At 67.9% G+C, this 15,906-nt stretch carries 14 protein-coding genes and 1 tRNA gene; 9 read left to right on the top strand and 6 right to left on the bottom strand.

Annotation, left to right across the window (positions count from 1 at the left end):
• Nucleotides 1–2: 2 nt before the first annotated feature.
• A complete protein-coding gene (locus U5771_RS08010) occupies nucleotides 3–704 on the bottom strand; it encodes a DUF4136 domain-containing protein (protein ID WP_322023468.1) in 702 nt (233 codons plus the stop codon).
• Nucleotides 705–890: 186 nt separating this feature from the next.
• Here U5771_RS08010 and pepN point away from each other — a divergent pair, with 186 nt between their 5' ends.
• The 7 genes from pepN (at nucleotide 891) to U5771_RS07975 (ending at nucleotide 8,783) form a co-directional block, all read left to right on the top strand.
• On the top strand, nucleotides 891–3,584 hold the full coding sequence (pepN, locus tag U5771_RS08005; protein ID WP_322023467.1) for an aminopeptidase N: 2,694 nt from the start codon (nucleotides 891–893) through the stop codon (nucleotides 3,582–3,584).
• A 293-nt stretch (nucleotides 3,585–3,877) separates the two neighbouring features.
• Entirely contained in the window at nucleotides 3,878–4,891 is a 1,014-nt protein-coding gene (locus U5771_RS08000; RefSeq protein ID WP_322023466.1) for a class 1 fructose-bisphosphatase, read from the top strand.
• Nucleotides 4,892–5,100: 209 nt separating this feature from the next.
• Nucleotides 5,101–5,176, top strand: a tRNA-Thr gene (locus U5771_RS07995).
• 181 nt (nucleotides 5,177–5,357) lie between these two features.
• Nucleotides 5,358–6,167 carry a helix-turn-helix transcriptional regulator gene (locus U5771_RS07990; RefSeq protein ID WP_322023465.1) on the top strand — a complete coding sequence of 270 codons (810 nt, stop codon included), beginning with the start codon at nucleotides 5,358–5,360 and terminating at the stop codon, nucleotides 6,165–6,167.
• Nucleotides 6,168–6,340: 173 nt separating this feature from the next.
• Nucleotides 6,341–8,086, top strand: a complete 1,746-nt coding sequence (locus U5771_RS07985; RefSeq protein ID WP_322023464.1) for an FAD-dependent oxidoreductase — start codon at nucleotides 6,341–6,343, stop codon at nucleotides 8,084–8,086.
• Complete coding sequence (locus U5771_RS07980; protein ID WP_322023463.1) at nucleotides 8,083–8,295, top strand: hypothetical protein; 213 nt, start codon at nucleotides 8,083–8,085, stop codon at nucleotides 8,293–8,295. The genes U5771_RS07985 and U5771_RS07980 overlap by 4 nt, the downstream gene beginning before the upstream one ends.
• A 233-nt stretch (nucleotides 8,296–8,528) precedes the next feature.
• A complete protein-coding gene (locus U5771_RS07975) occupies nucleotides 8,529–8,783 on the top strand; it encodes a GlsB/YeaQ/YmgE family stress response membrane protein (protein WP_322023462.1) in 255 nt (84 codons plus the stop codon).
• Nucleotides 8,784–8,865: 82 nt separating this feature from the next.
• Here the strand turns inward: U5771_RS07975 and U5771_RS07970 are convergent, their stop codons facing one another.
• From U5771_RS07970 to U5771_RS07955, 4 genes are all read right to left on the bottom strand, one after another.
• Complete coding sequence (locus U5771_RS07970; RefSeq protein WP_322023461.1) at nucleotides 8,866–9,348, bottom strand: TlpA disulfide reductase family protein; 483 nt, start codon at nucleotides 9,346–9,348, stop codon at nucleotides 8,866–8,868.
• Nucleotides 9,345–10,604 carry a sialidase family protein gene (locus tag U5771_RS07965; protein WP_322023460.1) on the bottom strand — a complete coding sequence of 420 codons (1,260 nt, stop codon included), beginning with the start codon at nucleotides 10,602–10,604 and terminating at the stop codon, nucleotides 9,345–9,347. Before U5771_RS07965 ends, U5771_RS07970 begins: the two co-directional genes overlap by 4 nt.
• Nucleotides 10,592–12,946 carry a TonB-dependent receptor gene (locus U5771_RS07960; protein ID WP_322023459.1) on the bottom strand — a complete coding sequence of 785 codons (2,355 nt, stop codon included), beginning with the start codon at nucleotides 12,944–12,946 and terminating at the stop codon, nucleotides 10,592–10,594. The genes U5771_RS07965 and U5771_RS07960 overlap by 13 nt, the downstream gene beginning before the upstream one ends.
• Nucleotides 12,947–13,073: 127 nt before the next feature.
• The gene (locus tag U5771_RS07955; RefSeq protein WP_322023458.1) at nucleotides 13,074–13,463 is read right to left on the bottom strand and encodes a DUF2946 domain-containing protein; all 390 of its coding nucleotides are present in this window, start codon (nucleotides 13,461–13,463) and stop codon (nucleotides 13,074–13,076) included.
• A gap of 197 nt (nucleotides 13,464–13,660) precedes the next feature.
• Between U5771_RS07955 and U5771_RS07950 the strand changes: the two genes are divergently transcribed.
• Entirely contained in the window at nucleotides 13,661–13,807 is a 147-nt protein-coding gene (locus U5771_RS07950) for a hypothetical protein (protein ID WP_009690993.1), read from the top strand.
• Between the two features lie 227 nt (nucleotides 13,808–14,034).
• On the top strand, nucleotides 14,035–14,628 hold the full coding sequence (locus U5771_RS07945; protein WP_322023457.1) for a chorismate mutase: 594 nt from the start codon (nucleotides 14,035–14,037) through the stop codon (nucleotides 14,626–14,628).
• Between the two features lie 43 nt (nucleotides 14,629–14,671).
• Here U5771_RS07945 and U5771_RS07940 read toward each other — a convergent pair whose 3' ends face one another.
• Nucleotides 14,672–15,799: an exonuclease domain-containing protein gene (locus U5771_RS07940; protein WP_322023456.1), complete on the bottom strand. Its 1,128-nt coding sequence runs from the start codon at nucleotides 15,797–15,799 to the stop codon at nucleotides 14,672–14,674.
• Between the last annotated feature and the right edge of the window lie 107 nt (nucleotides 15,800–15,906).

Here is a 15,906-nt window from a genome sequence, read left to right as displayed (position 1 = left end):
CGTTACTTCGCGACCGCCGCCCCCGATGCCGGCGCCGCCGGCACCGCACGCTCGTTGGCGGCCGGCGCGGCCGGCCCGCCGCGCTTGTCGACCGGCAGCCGCACCGTGCGGATCGCGCCGTTCGACAGCGGGAAATCGGCGAGCGCGCTACGCGCGAGGAACGGCATCGCATACAGCAGCGCACCGTTGTCGCCCGTGGTGCGCGCGGTCACGTTATACACCTCCTTGCCGGTCGCGCGCTCGGTGATCCGGATGCCGAGCGTGTAGTCGAAGACCTGGTAGGTCTGCGCGACGTAGCCGGCCGGCATCGGCCCCCAGGGCCCCCACGGGCCCCACGGGCCGCCCCGCCAGTACGGCCCCGGCCCCATGAACCACGGGTCGTAGTAGACCGGTTGCGGCACCGTCACCAGATCGCTGCCGACCCCGTAGGCCAGCCCGACCAGATAGCGCGCCTGCGCGGCCGGCACCTGCCGGAATGCGTACGCGGACAGTTCGCTCGCGACGATCGGCTCGTAGGTCGACTGCTCGATGCTGTGCTTCTGCGCATCGGTGCGCGTGAAGGCGTAAGTGCGTGTCGCGTCGCTGCCGCTCCAGTCGGAGAAGGCCGTGACCTGTGTCGTCACATAGCTGGTGCAGCCCGTCAGCAGCGCCACGCACAACCCCGCCGCCCAGCCCGCACCGCGTTGAATCCATTCGCGTTTCATGTCGATCCTCATCGATCCGTCACCCGTTCGTCGCACCGCGCGAACCGTACGGGATGCCGATAATACGCGGACTGCCGGAACCGGTAAAAAGTTCGCCCGACACGCGGCGGCAAGCCTTTGTACAATGGCCCGGTTCGCCCGGCCCGCGCCGCGTGCCCGATCCCCATTCCACCGATCTCGACGACCATGTCCGACAACGCCTCCTCCACCGTGATCCGCCGCGCCGACTACACGCCGCCGGCCTTCCTCATCGATTCCGTCGCACTCGAATTCGATCTCGCGCCGGCCCGCACGATCGTCAGGAACACGATGCGCGTGCGCCGCAATCCGGACGCGGCGCCCGCCCCGCACCTGGAGCTGATGGGCGAAGCCCTCGAATTCGTCGCCGCCCGGCTCGACGGCGCGCCGTACGGTGCGGTGCGCGCGCACGAACACGGGCTGACCGTCGAAAACGTGCCCGACGCGTTCGAGCTCACGCTCGACAGCGCGTGCGCACCGGACCAGAACACGACGCTGTCCGGCCTGTACGTGTCGAGCGGCAACTTCTTCACGCAGTGCGAGGCCGAAGGCTTTCGCCGCATCACCTACTTCCTCGACCGCCCCGACGTGATGGCGTCGTACACCGTCACGCTGCGCGCCGACCGGACCGCGTATCCGGTGCTGCTGTCGAACGGCAACCTCGTCGACTCGGGCGAGCTGCCCGACGGCCGCCACTTCGCGAAATGGGAAGACCCGTTCCGCAAGCCGAGCTATCTGTTCGCGCTGGTCGCGGGCAAGCTCGTCGCGATCGAGGAAAAGATCACGTCCGGCTCCGGCAAGGAAAAGCTGCTGCAGGTCTGGGTCGAACCGGCCGATCTCGACAAGACCCGCCACGCGATGGATTCGCTGATCCACTCGATCCGCTGGGACGAGCAGCGCTTCGGCCTCGAGCTCGATCTCGACCGCTTCATGATCGTCGCGGTCGGCGACTTCAACATGGGCGCGATGGAGAACAAGGGGCTCAACATCTTCAACACGAAGTACGTGCTGGCGAACCCCGAGACTGCGACCGACACCGACTTCGCGAACATCGAATCGGTGGTCGGCCACGAGTACTTCCACAACTGGACCGGCAACCGCGTGACCTGCCGCGACTGGTTCCAGCTGAGCCTGAAGGAAGGGCTGACGGTGTTCCGCGACCAGGAATTCTCGGCCGACATGGCGGCGGGCGACGACGTCGAATCCGCGGCCCGCGCGGTCAAGCGCATCGAGGACGTGCGCGTGCTGCGCCAGCTGCAGTTCGCCGAGGACGCGGGCCCGATGGCGCATCCGGTGCGTCCGGAAAGCTACGTCGAGATCAACAACTTCTACACGATGACCGTCTACGAGAAAGGCTCGGAAGTCGTGCGGATGTACCAGACGCTGTTCGGCCGCGACGGGTTCCGCAAGGGGATGGACCTGTACTTCAAGCGCCACGACGGTCACGCGGTGACGTGCGACGACTTCCGTCACGCGATGGCCGACGCCAACGGGCGCGACCTCGCGCAATTCGAGCGCTGGTACAGCCAGGCCGGCACGCCGCGCGTGTCGGTGCGCACCGCGTACGACGCGGCCGCGCGCCGCTACACGGTCACGCTGGCGCAGGGCTACGGCGACGCGTCGCCGGCCGCGCGCGAGACGCAGCAGGGGCCGCTGCTGATCCCGTTCGCGATCGGCCTGATCGGCCGCGACGGCCGCGACCTGCCGCTGCGCCTCGACGGCGAAGCCGCCGCCTCGGGCACGACACGCGTGCTCGACTTCACCGACACCGAACAGACCTTCACGTTCGTCGACGTGCCGGAACAGCCGCTGCCGTCGCTGCTGCGCAACTTCTCGGCGCCGGTGATCGTCGAGTACGACTACAGCGACGACGACCTCGCCTTCCTGCTCGCGCACGACAGCGACCCGTTCAACCGCTGGGAAGCCGGCCAGCGTCTCGCGACGCGCGCGCTGCTGACGCTCGCCGCGCGCGCCGCCGCGAACGAGCCGCTCACGCTCGGCGAGAACTTCGTCGCCGCGTTCCGCCGCGTGCTGACCGATGAAAACCTGTCGCCCGCGTTCCGCGAACTCGCGCTGACGCTGCCGTCGGAAACCTATCTGGCCGACCAGATGGCGGAAGCCGATCCGGCTGCCGTGCATCGCGCGCGCCAGTTCGTGCGCCGCAAGCTCGCGACCGCACTGCGCGCCGAGTGGCTCGCCGCGTACGAGCAGCACCGGACGCCGGGCGCGTACGAGCCGACACCCGACGCTTCCGGCCGCCGTGCGCTGAAGAACCTCGCGCTCGCGTATCTCGCCGAACTCGAGGATCCGGCCGACGCCGTCCGTATCTCGACCGCGCAGTACGACGCCGCGAACAACATGACCGATCGCGCCGCCGCGCTCGGCGCGCTGCTGTCCGCCGCGGCGTCGGGCGCGAACGACGCGGCCACGCGTGCGCTCGACGACTTCTACCGTCGCTTCGAGAACGAAGCGCTCGTGATCGACAAGTGGTTCGCGATGCAGGCCGCGCAGCGCGGCACGTCCGCCCAGCCGACGCTCACGAAGGTCCGCACGCTGATGGCGCATCCCGCGTTCAACCTGAAGAACCCGAACCGCGCACGCTCGCTGATCTTCAGCTTCTGCGCGGCAAACCCGGCGCAATTCCACGCGGTGGACGGCTCGGGCTACGCGTTCTGGGCCGAACAGGTGCTCGCGCTCGACGCGATCAACCCGCAGGTCGCCGCGCGCCTCGCCCGCTCGCTCGAACTGTGGCGCCGCTTCACGCCGGCGCTGCGCGACCGGATGCGCGAAGCGCTCGAGCAAGTCGCCGCCGGCGCGAAATCGCGCGACGTGCGCGAGATCGTCGAGAAGGCGCTCGCGTAACCTAGCGTTGCGCGCGCGATTCGCGTCGCGCGCCCGCGCGACGAAGCCGGCACCGCCCCGTTGCGGCGCCGGCTTTTTTATCGGCTACAGGTTGGCGGGGTCGGAGCCGGACAAGGGGTTCGAGCGCCCGGCTTTCCCGCCGCAGCAGGGTCGGTCCACTGCGCCACGCACGCCGGAACCCGGCCGAATCGGCCGCCCGACCATGTAACCGGACGAAAAAAGGCGGCGGGTCGGGAGGCGCGCCGGGTAAAATTGCGGCAATTCAAGGATTCTTTGGCCTTTCGGAGTCTGTCATGTCCATTGCCCGCCGCACCACGCTGTCCAAGTTCCTGATCGAGCAGCAGCGTGAGACCAACAACCTCCCCGCCGACCTCCGCCTGCTGATCGAAGTCGTCGCCCGCGCGTGCAAGGCGATCAGCTACAACGTGTCGAAGGGCGCGCTCGGCGATGCACTCGGTACCGCCGGCAGCGAGAACGTCCAGGGCGAAGTGCAGAAGAAGCTCGACATCCTGTCGAACGAGATCCTGCTCGACGCGAACGAATGGGGCGGCAACCTCGCCGCGATGGCGTCGGAGGAAATGGAAACGTTCTTCCCGATCCCCGCGAACTACCCGCGCGGCGAATACCTGCTCGTGTTCGACCCGCTCGACGGCTCGTCGAACATCGACGTGAACGTGTCGATCGGCACGATCTTCTCGGTGCTGCGCTGCCCGGACGGCAAGCAGGCCACCGAGGAATCGTTCCTGCAGCCAGGCACGGAGCAGGTCGCGGCCGGCTACGCGGTGTACGGCCCGCAAACCGTGTTCGTGCTGACGACCGGCAACGGCGTGAACTGCTTTACGCTCGATCGCGAAGTCGGCTCGTGGGTGCTCACGCAAAGCAACATGCAGATCCCGGCCGATACGCGCGAATACGCGATCAACGCATCGAACGCACGCCACTGGTACGAACCGGTCCAGCGCTACGTCAACGAGCTGAACGCCGGCAAGGAAGGCCCGCGCGGCGACAACTTCAACATGCGCTGGATCGCGTCGATGGTGGCCGACGTGCACCGGATCCTGAACCGCGGCGGCATCTTCATGTACCCGGCCGACAAGCGCACGCCCGATCGTCCGGGCAAGCTGCGCCTGATGTATGAAGCGAACCCGATGTCGTTCATCGTCGAACAGGCGGGCGGCGCCGCGACGACGGGCACGCAGCGCATCATGGAAGTGCAGCCGACCGGCCTGCACCAGCGCGTGCCGGTGTTCCTCGGTTCGAAGAACGAAGTCGAGCGTGTGACCGGCTATCACAACGAAGGCAAATAAATTTGCACTGCAGCACTGGACGGAGGTGCGAGACGTCAGTACAATCGCGCCTTCGCGATGTGGCCCTGACGGGCTGCGTCGCAGTGAAGTGAAAGCGGGAAGTCCGCCGGATCGATGGGTACGCGAAACAGCAGCAGCAAGCTGAAAAAAAATTCGCAAAACCTATTGCCAAGATCTCGGATTTCACCATATAATTTCATTTCTCTGCTGCCGGTGTAGCTCAGTTGGTAGAGCAGCGCATTCGTAATGCGAAGGTCGTAGGTTCGACTCCTATCTCCGGCACCAAGATATAAAGGCCTGATAAGCATCGCTTATCAGGCCTTTTCTCTTTTCCGGCCACGTTTTTCCGATACACGAAATCGTGCGCCCGCCCTCCCCGTCATTGCCGCTTGCGGGCATCCCCCGACTCCCGCGCCGCGCGCCGCCGATTACAATCGCCGGACCACCCGGCCCTCCCCCAAGCATCATGCGCACCTGGCGTCTCGAGCGACCGAACCTCAGCGGACAACTGGACGTGTCGCGCGCGACCAGCCTCGTCGCCGCGATCGGCGGCAACGAGCCGAACGCGTTCGCCGCGGAAATCCTGAAGCTGTTCGACGACGCGCTGTCGGTCACGCAGTGCACGATCTTCGCGTACGAGTTCGGCAACCGGCCACGCACCGTGTCGGTCGCCGATCATCGCGGCGGCCGCTACCTGCGCGACGTCGCCGACACCTATGCGCGACATTTCTATGCGCTCGACGGCAACCAGAAGATCGTCTCGGCCGCCGCTCGCGGCACGCAGCGCCGCGACGTGCTGCTGCATCAGCAGGCCGGCGACGAGATCGGCCACGACGCCTATCGCGCGGCCTGCTACCGCGGCCCGGACGTATCCGATCGCCTCGCGTTGCTGATGCAGCCGAACGACTCGACCTGGCTATCGATCAACCTGTATCGCGCGCATCGCAGCGGCGCGTTCCAGCCGCGCGAGATCGCGGCCATCGAAACGCTCGCGCCGCTGATCGCGCAGGCCGCTCAGCATCATTACGCGCTCACGGGCTCGACGCAGATCGGCATCCCGCAACTGATGCTCGCGCGGCTGCGCGGCGCATGCCCGACACTGTCCAAGCGCGAACTCGACGTGCTGCGCGGCGTGCTCGAAGGCCAGACCGCGCAGGAGATCGGCGAGACGATCGGCGTGAAGGCATCGAGCGTCGTCACCTACCAGAAGCGCGCGTACCGGCGCCTCGGCATCTCGAGCCAGCGCCAGCTGTTTGCGCTGTGCCTGCAACCCTGAACCGCGCGCCGATCCTGAACGCGTCGGGGTAAATCCCGGCACGCCGCCGGCCGTTCGCTGTACCCGGAATGGGGACAGCGATGTTCGGCACGGCTTCCATACTGCATCCGACCTGCCGCACGCATCGCGTCATCGTGCGTGCGCGTCCGACTACCGCAACCTGGAAGCCAACGATGGGCATCGAATTCAAGCCATATCCGTTCGTCGCCGTGCGTCATCCCGCGCACCGGCCAACCTGCAGCGACGGTGTCGAGACGCAGCGGCACCGCGTCGCGATCGTCGGCGGCGGGCCCGTGGGTCTCGCCGTCGCACTCGGCCTCGCCAATCACGGCATCCGCAGCGTGCTCCTTGAAGCCGACGATTCGGTCTGTCACGGCAGCCGCGCGATCTGCATCTCTCGACGCAGCCTCGAGATCATCGAGCGGCTCGGCGCACTCGACGACTTTCTGCGCATCGGACTGCCGTGGAGCGGCGGACGCAGCTTCCATCGTCGCGACGAGGTGCTGCATTTCACGATGCCGCAGGACGAGAACCAGAAGCTGCCGCCGATGGTGAACCTCGCGCAGTATCACATCGAGCAGTTCCTGCTCGATGCCGCGCTGCGCCGCCCCGAGCTCATCGAGATCCGCTGGCAAACGAAGGTCGCGGGTGTCACGCGACACCCGGACGGCGTGCGCCTCGACGTCGATACGCCGCTCGGCCGCTACGCACTCGATGCCGACTGGGTCGTCGCGAGCGACGGCGGGCGCAGCACGATACGCGATGCGCTCGGCCTGTCGCTCCAGGGCACAAGCTATGAAGGCCGCTACGTGATCGTCGACATCGCGCTCGACAGCAACCGGCCGACCGAGCGGCTCGCCTACTTCGACCCGGCGTCGAACCCCGGCTCGACGGTGCTCGTCCACAAGCAGCCCGACAACGTATGGCGGATCGACTACCAGTTGCGCGACGACGAGGATCCCGAAGCGGCCGTGAAGCCCGAGAACGTGATCCCGCGCGTACAGAACCTGCTCGACATGATGGGCGAGCGCGGCGACTGGTCGCCGATCTGGATCACGATCTACAAGGCGAACGCGCTGACGCTCGAACGCTACCGGCACGGCCGCGTGCTGTTCTGCGGCGACGCCGCGCACCTCGTGCCGATCTTCGGCGTGCGCGGCGCGAATTCCGGCATCGACGACGCCGACAACGTCGCGTGGAAACTGGCGTACGTGATGCGCGGCCTCGCGTCGGACGCGCTGCTCGACAGCTATTCGGACGAGCGTGTGTTCGCGACGCACGAGAACCTGCGCTACGGCACCAAGAGCACCGAGTTCATGGCGCCGCCGTCGTTCGCGTTCGACCTGATGCGCAAGGCCGTGCTGACGCTCGCGGTCCGGCATCCGGCGTTGCGTTCGCTGATCAATCCGCGCCAGACGTCGGCCATCGCCTACACGGCGTCGCCGCTCAATGCGGACGAGCGCGATGCATTTTCAGCCGGGCCGGCGCCCGGTTCGGTACTGGCGGAATGTCCGTTGATGCTGCAGGCGGCGGGCGACATCGGCACCGCCAAGGGCGCGCGCCGCGGCCACCTGACCGATCTCGTCGGTCCGTGTTTCACCGCGTTCCGCTTCACGCGCGACGGCACGCCCAAGCCGTCGTTCGCCGATCTCGAGCGACACCTGCACGACGCCGGCCTACCGTTCGCGCTGGTCACGCTCGCACGGCACGCGGCACCGCAACAGCCGGGATGCGGCGGCTACGATGCCGACGGCCGGCTGTTCGACCTGTACGGTGCGCGCGACGGCACCGTCTATCTCGTGCGTCCGGACGGACACGTGCTCGGCCGCTGGCACGATGCTCGCACCGCCGACCTGACCGCCGCACTCGAACGCGCGCTCCACCCGCGCACGTCAGCCGATCTTCAGGAGAACGCATGATGACCGACACCGAACGCGACATCCTCTACACCGACCTGTGCCGCACGATGACCCGCATCGGCGAAACCGATGCGTCGCTCTTTCTCGCCCGCTTCGCGCTGCTGGCGATCGAGGCGATCGGCGAGGCAGCGACCGTCGCCCGCCTGATTGCCGACGCCGGCGACGGCCTGCCCGACACGGGCGCACCGGCGCCGGCGCACGGACGATGACACATGACGCACGCGACACCACCGTGCGGCCCATTCCTTACAGATTCGTTTCATCGACAGACGAATCACCTGGAAAAACCCGTTAAGGGTGCATAACATTACTTAACGATTCCGACCCGTCTATCGCGTTACATTGCGTGGGCGGCGCGGCGGGTCGCATGCCGCCTTCATGCAGCTTGCGGCGAAACAGCCGACGTCCGGTCATTTCGACTCAACACAAGGAGAGGATCACCATGACTCATGGCTTGATTATGTGGCTCATCATCGGCGCGGTCGCCGGCTGGCTGGCGGGCCTGCTCGTCAAGGGCGGCGGCTTCGGCCTGATCGTCGACATCATCGTCGGTATCGTCGGCGCGGTGATCGGCGGCTGGCTGGCCGGGCTGCTCGGCATCAGCCTCGGCAGCGGCTTCATCGGCTCGGTGATCGTCGCGGTCATCGGCGCCGTGATCCTGCTGTTCGTGATCCGGCTGTTCCGGCGCGCAGCCTGACGATCTTCTCGCGCGCCTTCGGGCGCGCTTGCGTTCTTGCACCGAAGCGGCGCGCGGCATCCCCCGCGCGCCGCCCCCCGTTTCAGCGGCGCTTGCCGCGCTGCAACCAGCCGTCGAGCACGTCGGTCGTCAGCAATCCGCTGCGCGCGTCGCGTGCGCCATCGCGTCCGATCCACACGGTACGCGGCATTTCTCCCCGCCATCCCGCATCGAGCGCCGCCCGCAGACGCTCGGGCATCGGCTCCGCGTTCGCATACTGCGCGACCTGCGGCGGCAGGTTCATTTGCGCGAGTGCCTGTGCAATGGCCGCACCATTGTCGTCGTACGCGTCCATCGAGATCATCGCGAGTTGCACGTCCGGATGCCGGCGCTGCCACGCGACCAGATGCGCGGCGTTCTCGCGGCAGTAGCCGCAATCGAGCGACCAGATCTCGACCGCGAGCGGCCGTTCATGCGCCGTCGCGTACACCTTCGCGACCTCGTCCGCACGCAACGGCTGCAGTCCGCCGGCCCACGCGGGCAAGCTCGCAAGCACGGCCCCGATCAATACCATCAGCCGTGTCATTGCGCGCCCTCCACGGCAATCAGCCGGTAGCCGTCGTTACGCGTACGCCACGACAGATAGATGCGTCCTGCATCGTCGAGCAGTTGCGGGTTGTCGCTCGCGCCCGACGTCGACGCGATCGCGCGCGGTGCCGACCAGTGCTCGCCGCGATCGTCGGAGCGGCGCAGCTTGACCTGCATCGTGTCGCCGTCGAACGCCTTCCAAGCGAGCCAGACGACGTCGCCGCGCGCGACGAGCGCCGCATGCGATGCCTGCTCGGCCGGCACCGCCGGATTTTCGCCGAACGCCCAGGGCGTGCCGCGCGGCCGGCCGTCGGCGCCGATGCGCGAGTAGAACACGTCGGCGCGGCCGTCGACGACGCCGAACCAAGCGAGATGGCGCGTGCCGTCCGGCGTGATCGCGAGCGCCGGCCCGTGCTCGGGGCAGGCTTCGACATGCCAGTTCGAGAACGTCGCACGCACCGGCACGACGGGCTCCGACGCCGACACGGGCAACACCGCGAGCGCATGGTCGCGGATCTGCCCCGGGAACACGTTGCGCCACACGGCTTCGATGTGTCCGGCCGGATCGATCGCCATCGCGATGCGGCAGCATTCGCAGGTGTGGTCCGTCACCTTGCGCTCGGGCTCGAACGACGCGCCGCCATCGCGCGACATCGCGTAGTAGACGGCCGCCCCTTCGTACGCCTGCCCCGCCGCCTTCGCCGCGACGAGATCGCGCTTGTCGATCCACGCGATCGCGATATTGCCGGCCGGATCGACGGCCATCATGTCGAAGCGGTGCGTGATCGCCTGCCGGTCGCGATGCACGGTGACCGGCACGCTCCAGGTCGCGCCGCCGTCGAGCGAACGCGAGAAGCGCACCATGCCCGTGTACGGCGCATCGAGCGGCATCGACCACGACACGTACACCGCGCGACCGTCCGGGCTCGTCGCGATCTTCGGGCGATTCTCCGCGCTGGTGTAGATCGGCTCGGGCATCGCGTTGACGGTCACGGGCGCGGACAGCGTGCGGCCCGCGTCGTCCGAGTGCGCGACGACGACGTGCGCGCCTTCGACCCATGCGACCCACAGCCGGTGCCGCGCGTCGAATGCGGCGCCGGTCGCGAGCGGCTGCTTCTGTTGCGCCGGTGCGGCCTGCATGCTCATGTGCGCCGCATGCGGATCGGCGGCCTTGGGTGCGTCGTGCGCACCGGCCGGCGACAGCGTCGCGAGCCACAGCGCGCAGCCTGCCGCGAACGATTTCACAGCGACCATTTCAGCTCTCCAAAGAAGGTGCGGCCCGGATACGGGTGGAACACGTAGTAGCGGCGGTCCGTCAGGTTGTCGATGCCGACCGACGCGGTCCAGTGACGGTCGAACCGGTAGCGCGCCTTCAGGTCGACGACCGTGAAGATGCTCGTGCCGCCGTACACGTCCGGATTCACGTCGCTGTTGTCGAGCGTGTTGAACTGGCGGCCCGAGTAGCGGACGCCGACGCTCGCGAGCCAGTGTTCGTCGAAGCGGTACGACGCGAGCAGGTTCGCGCGCATGCGCGGGATGCGCGGAAAGCGCGAGCCGACATACGCGGGGTTCGCGGCGTCGGCCAGGATCTGCGCATTGCTCGCCGACACGTTCGCGTCAATGTCGAGCCCGCGCAGCCCGACGTTCTGGCCGCTGAAGGCGAGCTCGACGCCGCGCACGCGCACACGATCGACGTTCGAGATGTTGGTGACCGTCGACGCGCCGGAAACCGTCGTCTGGCTGTAGATCGAATCGCGCAGGTCGCTCTGGAACACGCTCGCGCGCACGACGCCGACACCCACGTCGCGCTCGGCCGTGAAGTCCCAGTCGATCGCCTTTTCCGGCCGCAGGTTCGGGTTGTTGTTGACGATCGCGTTGTTCGAGATCGTGCCCTGGAACAGCTCGCCGACCGTCGGGAAGCGCGTGCCGGTCGCGAACGACAGCCGGAAGCGCCAGACCTCCGTCGCGTCCCACTGCAGCGCGACTTTCGGCGACAGCGCATTCGCGCCGCGGTCCGCGTAGCCGAGCGTGCCGTTGGCATTGCCGAGCGCGCCGCCGTACGCATCCCAGCGCTCGTAGCGCAGGCCGAGGGTCGCGAGCCAGCCGGGCGCGAAACGCCACGCGTCCTGCGCGAACAGCGCCTGCGTGCGCGTGTCGCCCCGGTAGACGCTCGCGAGCGACGTGGTCGGCCCGGCCAGCCAGTCGGCCGTGTTGTACGTGACGTTGCGCAGGAAATAGTTGTCGTAGTGATAGCCGAACGTGAGCGTGTGCCCCTTCACTGCCGGCGCCTCGGCCTTCAGGTCGAGCGTGCGCCAGCCCGTGCCGTCGCCCTGGAACAGCGTGCCCGCCCCGCCCTGCGCGGTCGATGCCGCACGCAGCACGTCGCGCGACACGTCGTACGCGGACACCACGCCCGACAGCCGCCAGCCCGAGTCGAGCCGGCCGTTCAGCCCGAGCGCGTACAGCCAGTTCTCCTGGTCGCCGCGCTGCGGTGCGAACGCGCTCGGCGCGACGGTCATGTTCTGGCCGCCGATCGACACGTTGCCGCCGTAGACGGGATTGCCTGCCGCGTCGCGCAGGAAGGTTTCGCCGTGCTGCCGGTAATGGTTCTCCCAGTGCCCGAGCGTCAGCGTCGCGTCGACGTGATCCGTGAACGCATAGCCCATCCGGACCGTCTCGTTGAGCTGCTCGGTCCGTTCGATGTTCTGCGCGCCGACGATCGTGCGCGGCTTGCCGTTGGGGCCGATGTCGGCGGCCGCGCCGGTCACGGGCACCGCGGTGCCGAGCTTCGGGTTGTAGGCGGAACCGGGGCTCGCATACTGCATCGGCTGACCGTCGTTCTCCAGCCGGTCGAGGGACAGCGAGAACCAGAACCTGCCGACGCGGTTCGCGATCCGCGCGGTCTGGTGATTGCCGCCGAAACTGTCCGCGAACCCGTAGCCGTCGTGATAGCGCTGCGTGAAGAACTGCGTCGACAGCGACGCCTCCAGCTTGTCGGGCCGCCGCGTCGTCAGCAGCACGGTCGAGCCGATCGCGTTGCCGGGATACAGCGCGGAAAAGGGGCCATACAGCACGTCGACGCGCGCGATATCGTCCGGCGCGATCAGCGACCAGCGCGGCGGGTACGCATAGCTCGAGCCGAGCAGGTTCGACAGCAGCAGGCCGTCGGCGTACACGAGCCCGCGTGCGCTCTGCAGTTCGTTGAAGTCGCGCCCGGCGAACACGCTGTTGCGGTCGCCGATGTAGCGCCTGCGTACCATCAGGTTGGGCGCGTACTTCAGCGCGTCCTCGGTGGTGACGTTGGTGTGCGCGTCGATCTGCTCGCGCGTGATCGACTCGACGACGGCCGGCGTGTCCGGATCGACGGGTTGCCGCTGGGCGGTCACGCTGACGGCGGTCAGCGTGTCGCCCGTCTGCGCGGGCGCGACCGCGGCAACCGGTGCGGTACGACCGGCCGGGTTGCCCGAGCCACCGGGCACCGGTTCGGCGGAAGCGCCATCGATCGGGGCCGCCTGCGCGGTCGGCCAGACAAAGGCGGCCGCGCAGGCGAGCGCGAGCCGGCCGCGCGACGGCCGCGCGGCGAAGGTGAACGACATGGATGAATTCCTGAAAACGTGACCGGACGCCGCCGGACGCGAGCCGACGCGCCGCGCGCAAACGGCACGGCGCGCGGACCGGGCCGCGTGCGGCACGCACGCCACCGGGGCGCGCGGACGATATCAATCAGACCAGGACGTTTTCAGGCGGACCGCGCGGCTGCGCGAGACGGATGCCCTTGCGGGGAAAAACGGGAACGGCCGGGGCGGCCGCCCGGTACGCGAACGCGCGCACGAAGCCCGGCAACACGGGCAGGCTCGTGCCGAGTGCGACGTTCGCCGTGAAGCCGGGACAGTACACGCAGTGCGGCACGCCGGCATGGTCGATCGACGACGTGCCGCGGTCGTCGCCCGACTGCGCGAGGACGACCTGGCGGGCGCCTGCCGCACTGCACAACTCGAGCGTGAGCCCGCCGGAACCGCTCGACGCGAGACGCGCGTAGCCGACGACGGGCGACAGTACGTTCAGTACCAGCGCCAGCCATACGAGGCCGATCCATCGCGTCGTTCGTTTCATCGCGGTCCAGAAAAAAGTGCGCGCAAGTATACCAAGCGGCCCGATTGTTGCGATTAAGCGGGGGGCAATAGTCGGCATCGCAGGGCGCGCAGCAGCGCATGTGCCGTTAATACAACAGAGACAAAATCTAACGATTCGCCACTGGCATAAATCCAAGCGCGAGGTTGATAATTATTGAACCTGCTGGAGAAATGACCATGGACGAAAGACCAACCCGCATGCCCCCGCCCGAGCAAGTGATGAGCCCGGATCCGGAACCCGTCGGCGTGGAATTCCTCGCCGAATTGCCCGAGCATGTCCGGGCATTCTTCGACGAGCAGCACAAGCTGTACTCGCCGAAGTGAACCTACGTTCCGTTCTGTAACCGCCACGTGTCGATCGATATCGTGCGGTTCATCGCTGCGTTTTCGGCGCAGATCGCTTCGCACCCGGGCTGCAACGGCCTGAAGGTGCCGGATCAGCGCGTCCGCTGATTCTTCTGTCGCGTCGTTCCGCCGCGCGACTGTCTTCGTCTATCCTTCTGGTTTTCCACCTCCGGCCCGCCCGGCTCTCCCCTCTCCCGATCGTTCCGATGAAACAAGCCCTTCGTGCCAGCATCGCTGTCGCCGCGCTCGGCGTCGCCGTTTTTTCGTCACCGCACGTCGCACGCGCGGACGGCGACGACACCGCGCTCACCAATCTCGTCGCGCTCGCGTCGCAGCGGCTCGCGCTGGCCGAACCCGTCGCACGATGGAAATGGGCGAACCACCAGGCAATCGAGGATCGACCGCGCGAAGCGGCATTGCTCGCATCGGTGGAGCAGCGCGCCGCACAGTCCGGCGTGGATCCGGCGTTCGCGCGCACGTTCTTCGAAGATCAGATCGCCGCGAGCAAGGACGTGCAGAACGCGCTCTTTGCAAAGTGGCGCGCAACGCAGCCGCCGGAAGGCACGCCGCCCGACCTCGCGACCAGCACGCGGCCGGCGCTCGACCAGCTCACGCAAAAGATGCTGACGGGCCTCGCGCAAGTCGCACCGCTGCGCGACGCACCCGACTGCCAGGCGCGGCTCGCACGCAGTATCGCGAACTGGAAGACGCTCACCCGCTACGACTCCACCCAGACGCAGGCGCTCGGCACGGCGCTGTCGCACGTCTGCTCCGCCGGCGGTGCCAGCGCGATCGGCTAACGGCTGACAGCTCGCGGCCGTTGCGCACGGCAGCCCACGGTGCTCAGTCGGCGGGCGTGAGTGCCGCCAGCGGAATGAGTTGCAGGCCGCGCGCGAGATGCGTCTGCAGCAGACGATGGGTATGGGGTTCGAACGCGCCGTCCGCGCCGTCGGCCACGAGCCGCACCGCCGCGTCGAGCGATTCGGCCGCACCGAGGTAGCGCCAGCCATCGATCACGTGAAACAGGCGGCGCTCGCCGCTCGCCTCGAACGCAACCGCGCCGTCGAACGGCCAGGGCGCATTGCCCGCGCGGGCGTGATCGGCCGCGGGACGCCGGTTGTACGCCGGACGCAGGCGGGCGATCCACTGTGCTTCGGCGAGCATCGCCCCCAGCTCGTTGCCGGTCTCCCGCCATTCGACCCGCCGTACCTGCTGCGCTATCCGCATTTCCTTCGACGAGCGCCGCTCACCGGTCAGCAGCGCGCGCAAGCGCTGCCGCACGCGCACGCTGCGCCCGACGTACAGCGCTTCGTCGCCCTCCCCGAACAACGCGTACGCGCCGCATCCGGCCGGCGCGGTATCGAGCCACGCTTCGGTCATGCCGCCCGCGAGACGGAAGTGGCGCGTCGTGCGCGCTATCTGGTCGCGCAGACGCTCGAGCGGCACGATGTCGTGCAATTGCCGCCAGAACTGCCAGATGAGATCGGCATCCGCGAGTGCCCGGTGGCGGGCAGCGGGAACGAGGCCATGCCGCTCGATCAGCGCATCGAGTCCGTGCCGCGTCTCGCGCGGAAACAGCGCACGCGACAGCCGCACCGTGCACAGCACGTCCGGATTGAACGCGATGCCGGCGCGCTCGAATTCGGCACGCAGGAAGCCGCGGTCGAAGCTCGCGTTGTGCGCGACGAACAGCTTGCCGTCGAGCCGCTCGAACAGCGCGGGCGCGAGCGACGCGAACGACGGCGCGTCGCGCACCATCTCGTCCGAAATGCCCGTCAGTTGCTGGATGAACGGCGGAATCGACTGTCCCGGATTGACCAGCGTCGTCCATGTCGATACGCCGAGCGGACCGATTTCGACCACGCCGATTTCAGTGATGCGGTGCTCGGTGGACGAGCCACCCGTGGTTTCGAGGTCGACGAAGACAAGCGGCTGTTCGGAGGCGGAATCGGACGGACGGGAATCGGACATGAAAAGACAGGGGAAACGATGCTTCCGTGAGTATGCACCGGCAGGCGTGCTCGCGACCAGCCCGAACCGGAATCGATCCGCCGGCCGCGGGTTTTCGTGCCCCAGAA

Source organism: Burkholderia sp. BCC1977 (assembly GCF_905339595.1).
GTDB lineage: Bacteria > Pseudomonadota > Gammaproteobacteria > Burkholderiales > Burkholderiaceae > Burkholderia.
This window is presented reverse-complemented; position numbering and strand designations above follow the sequence as displayed.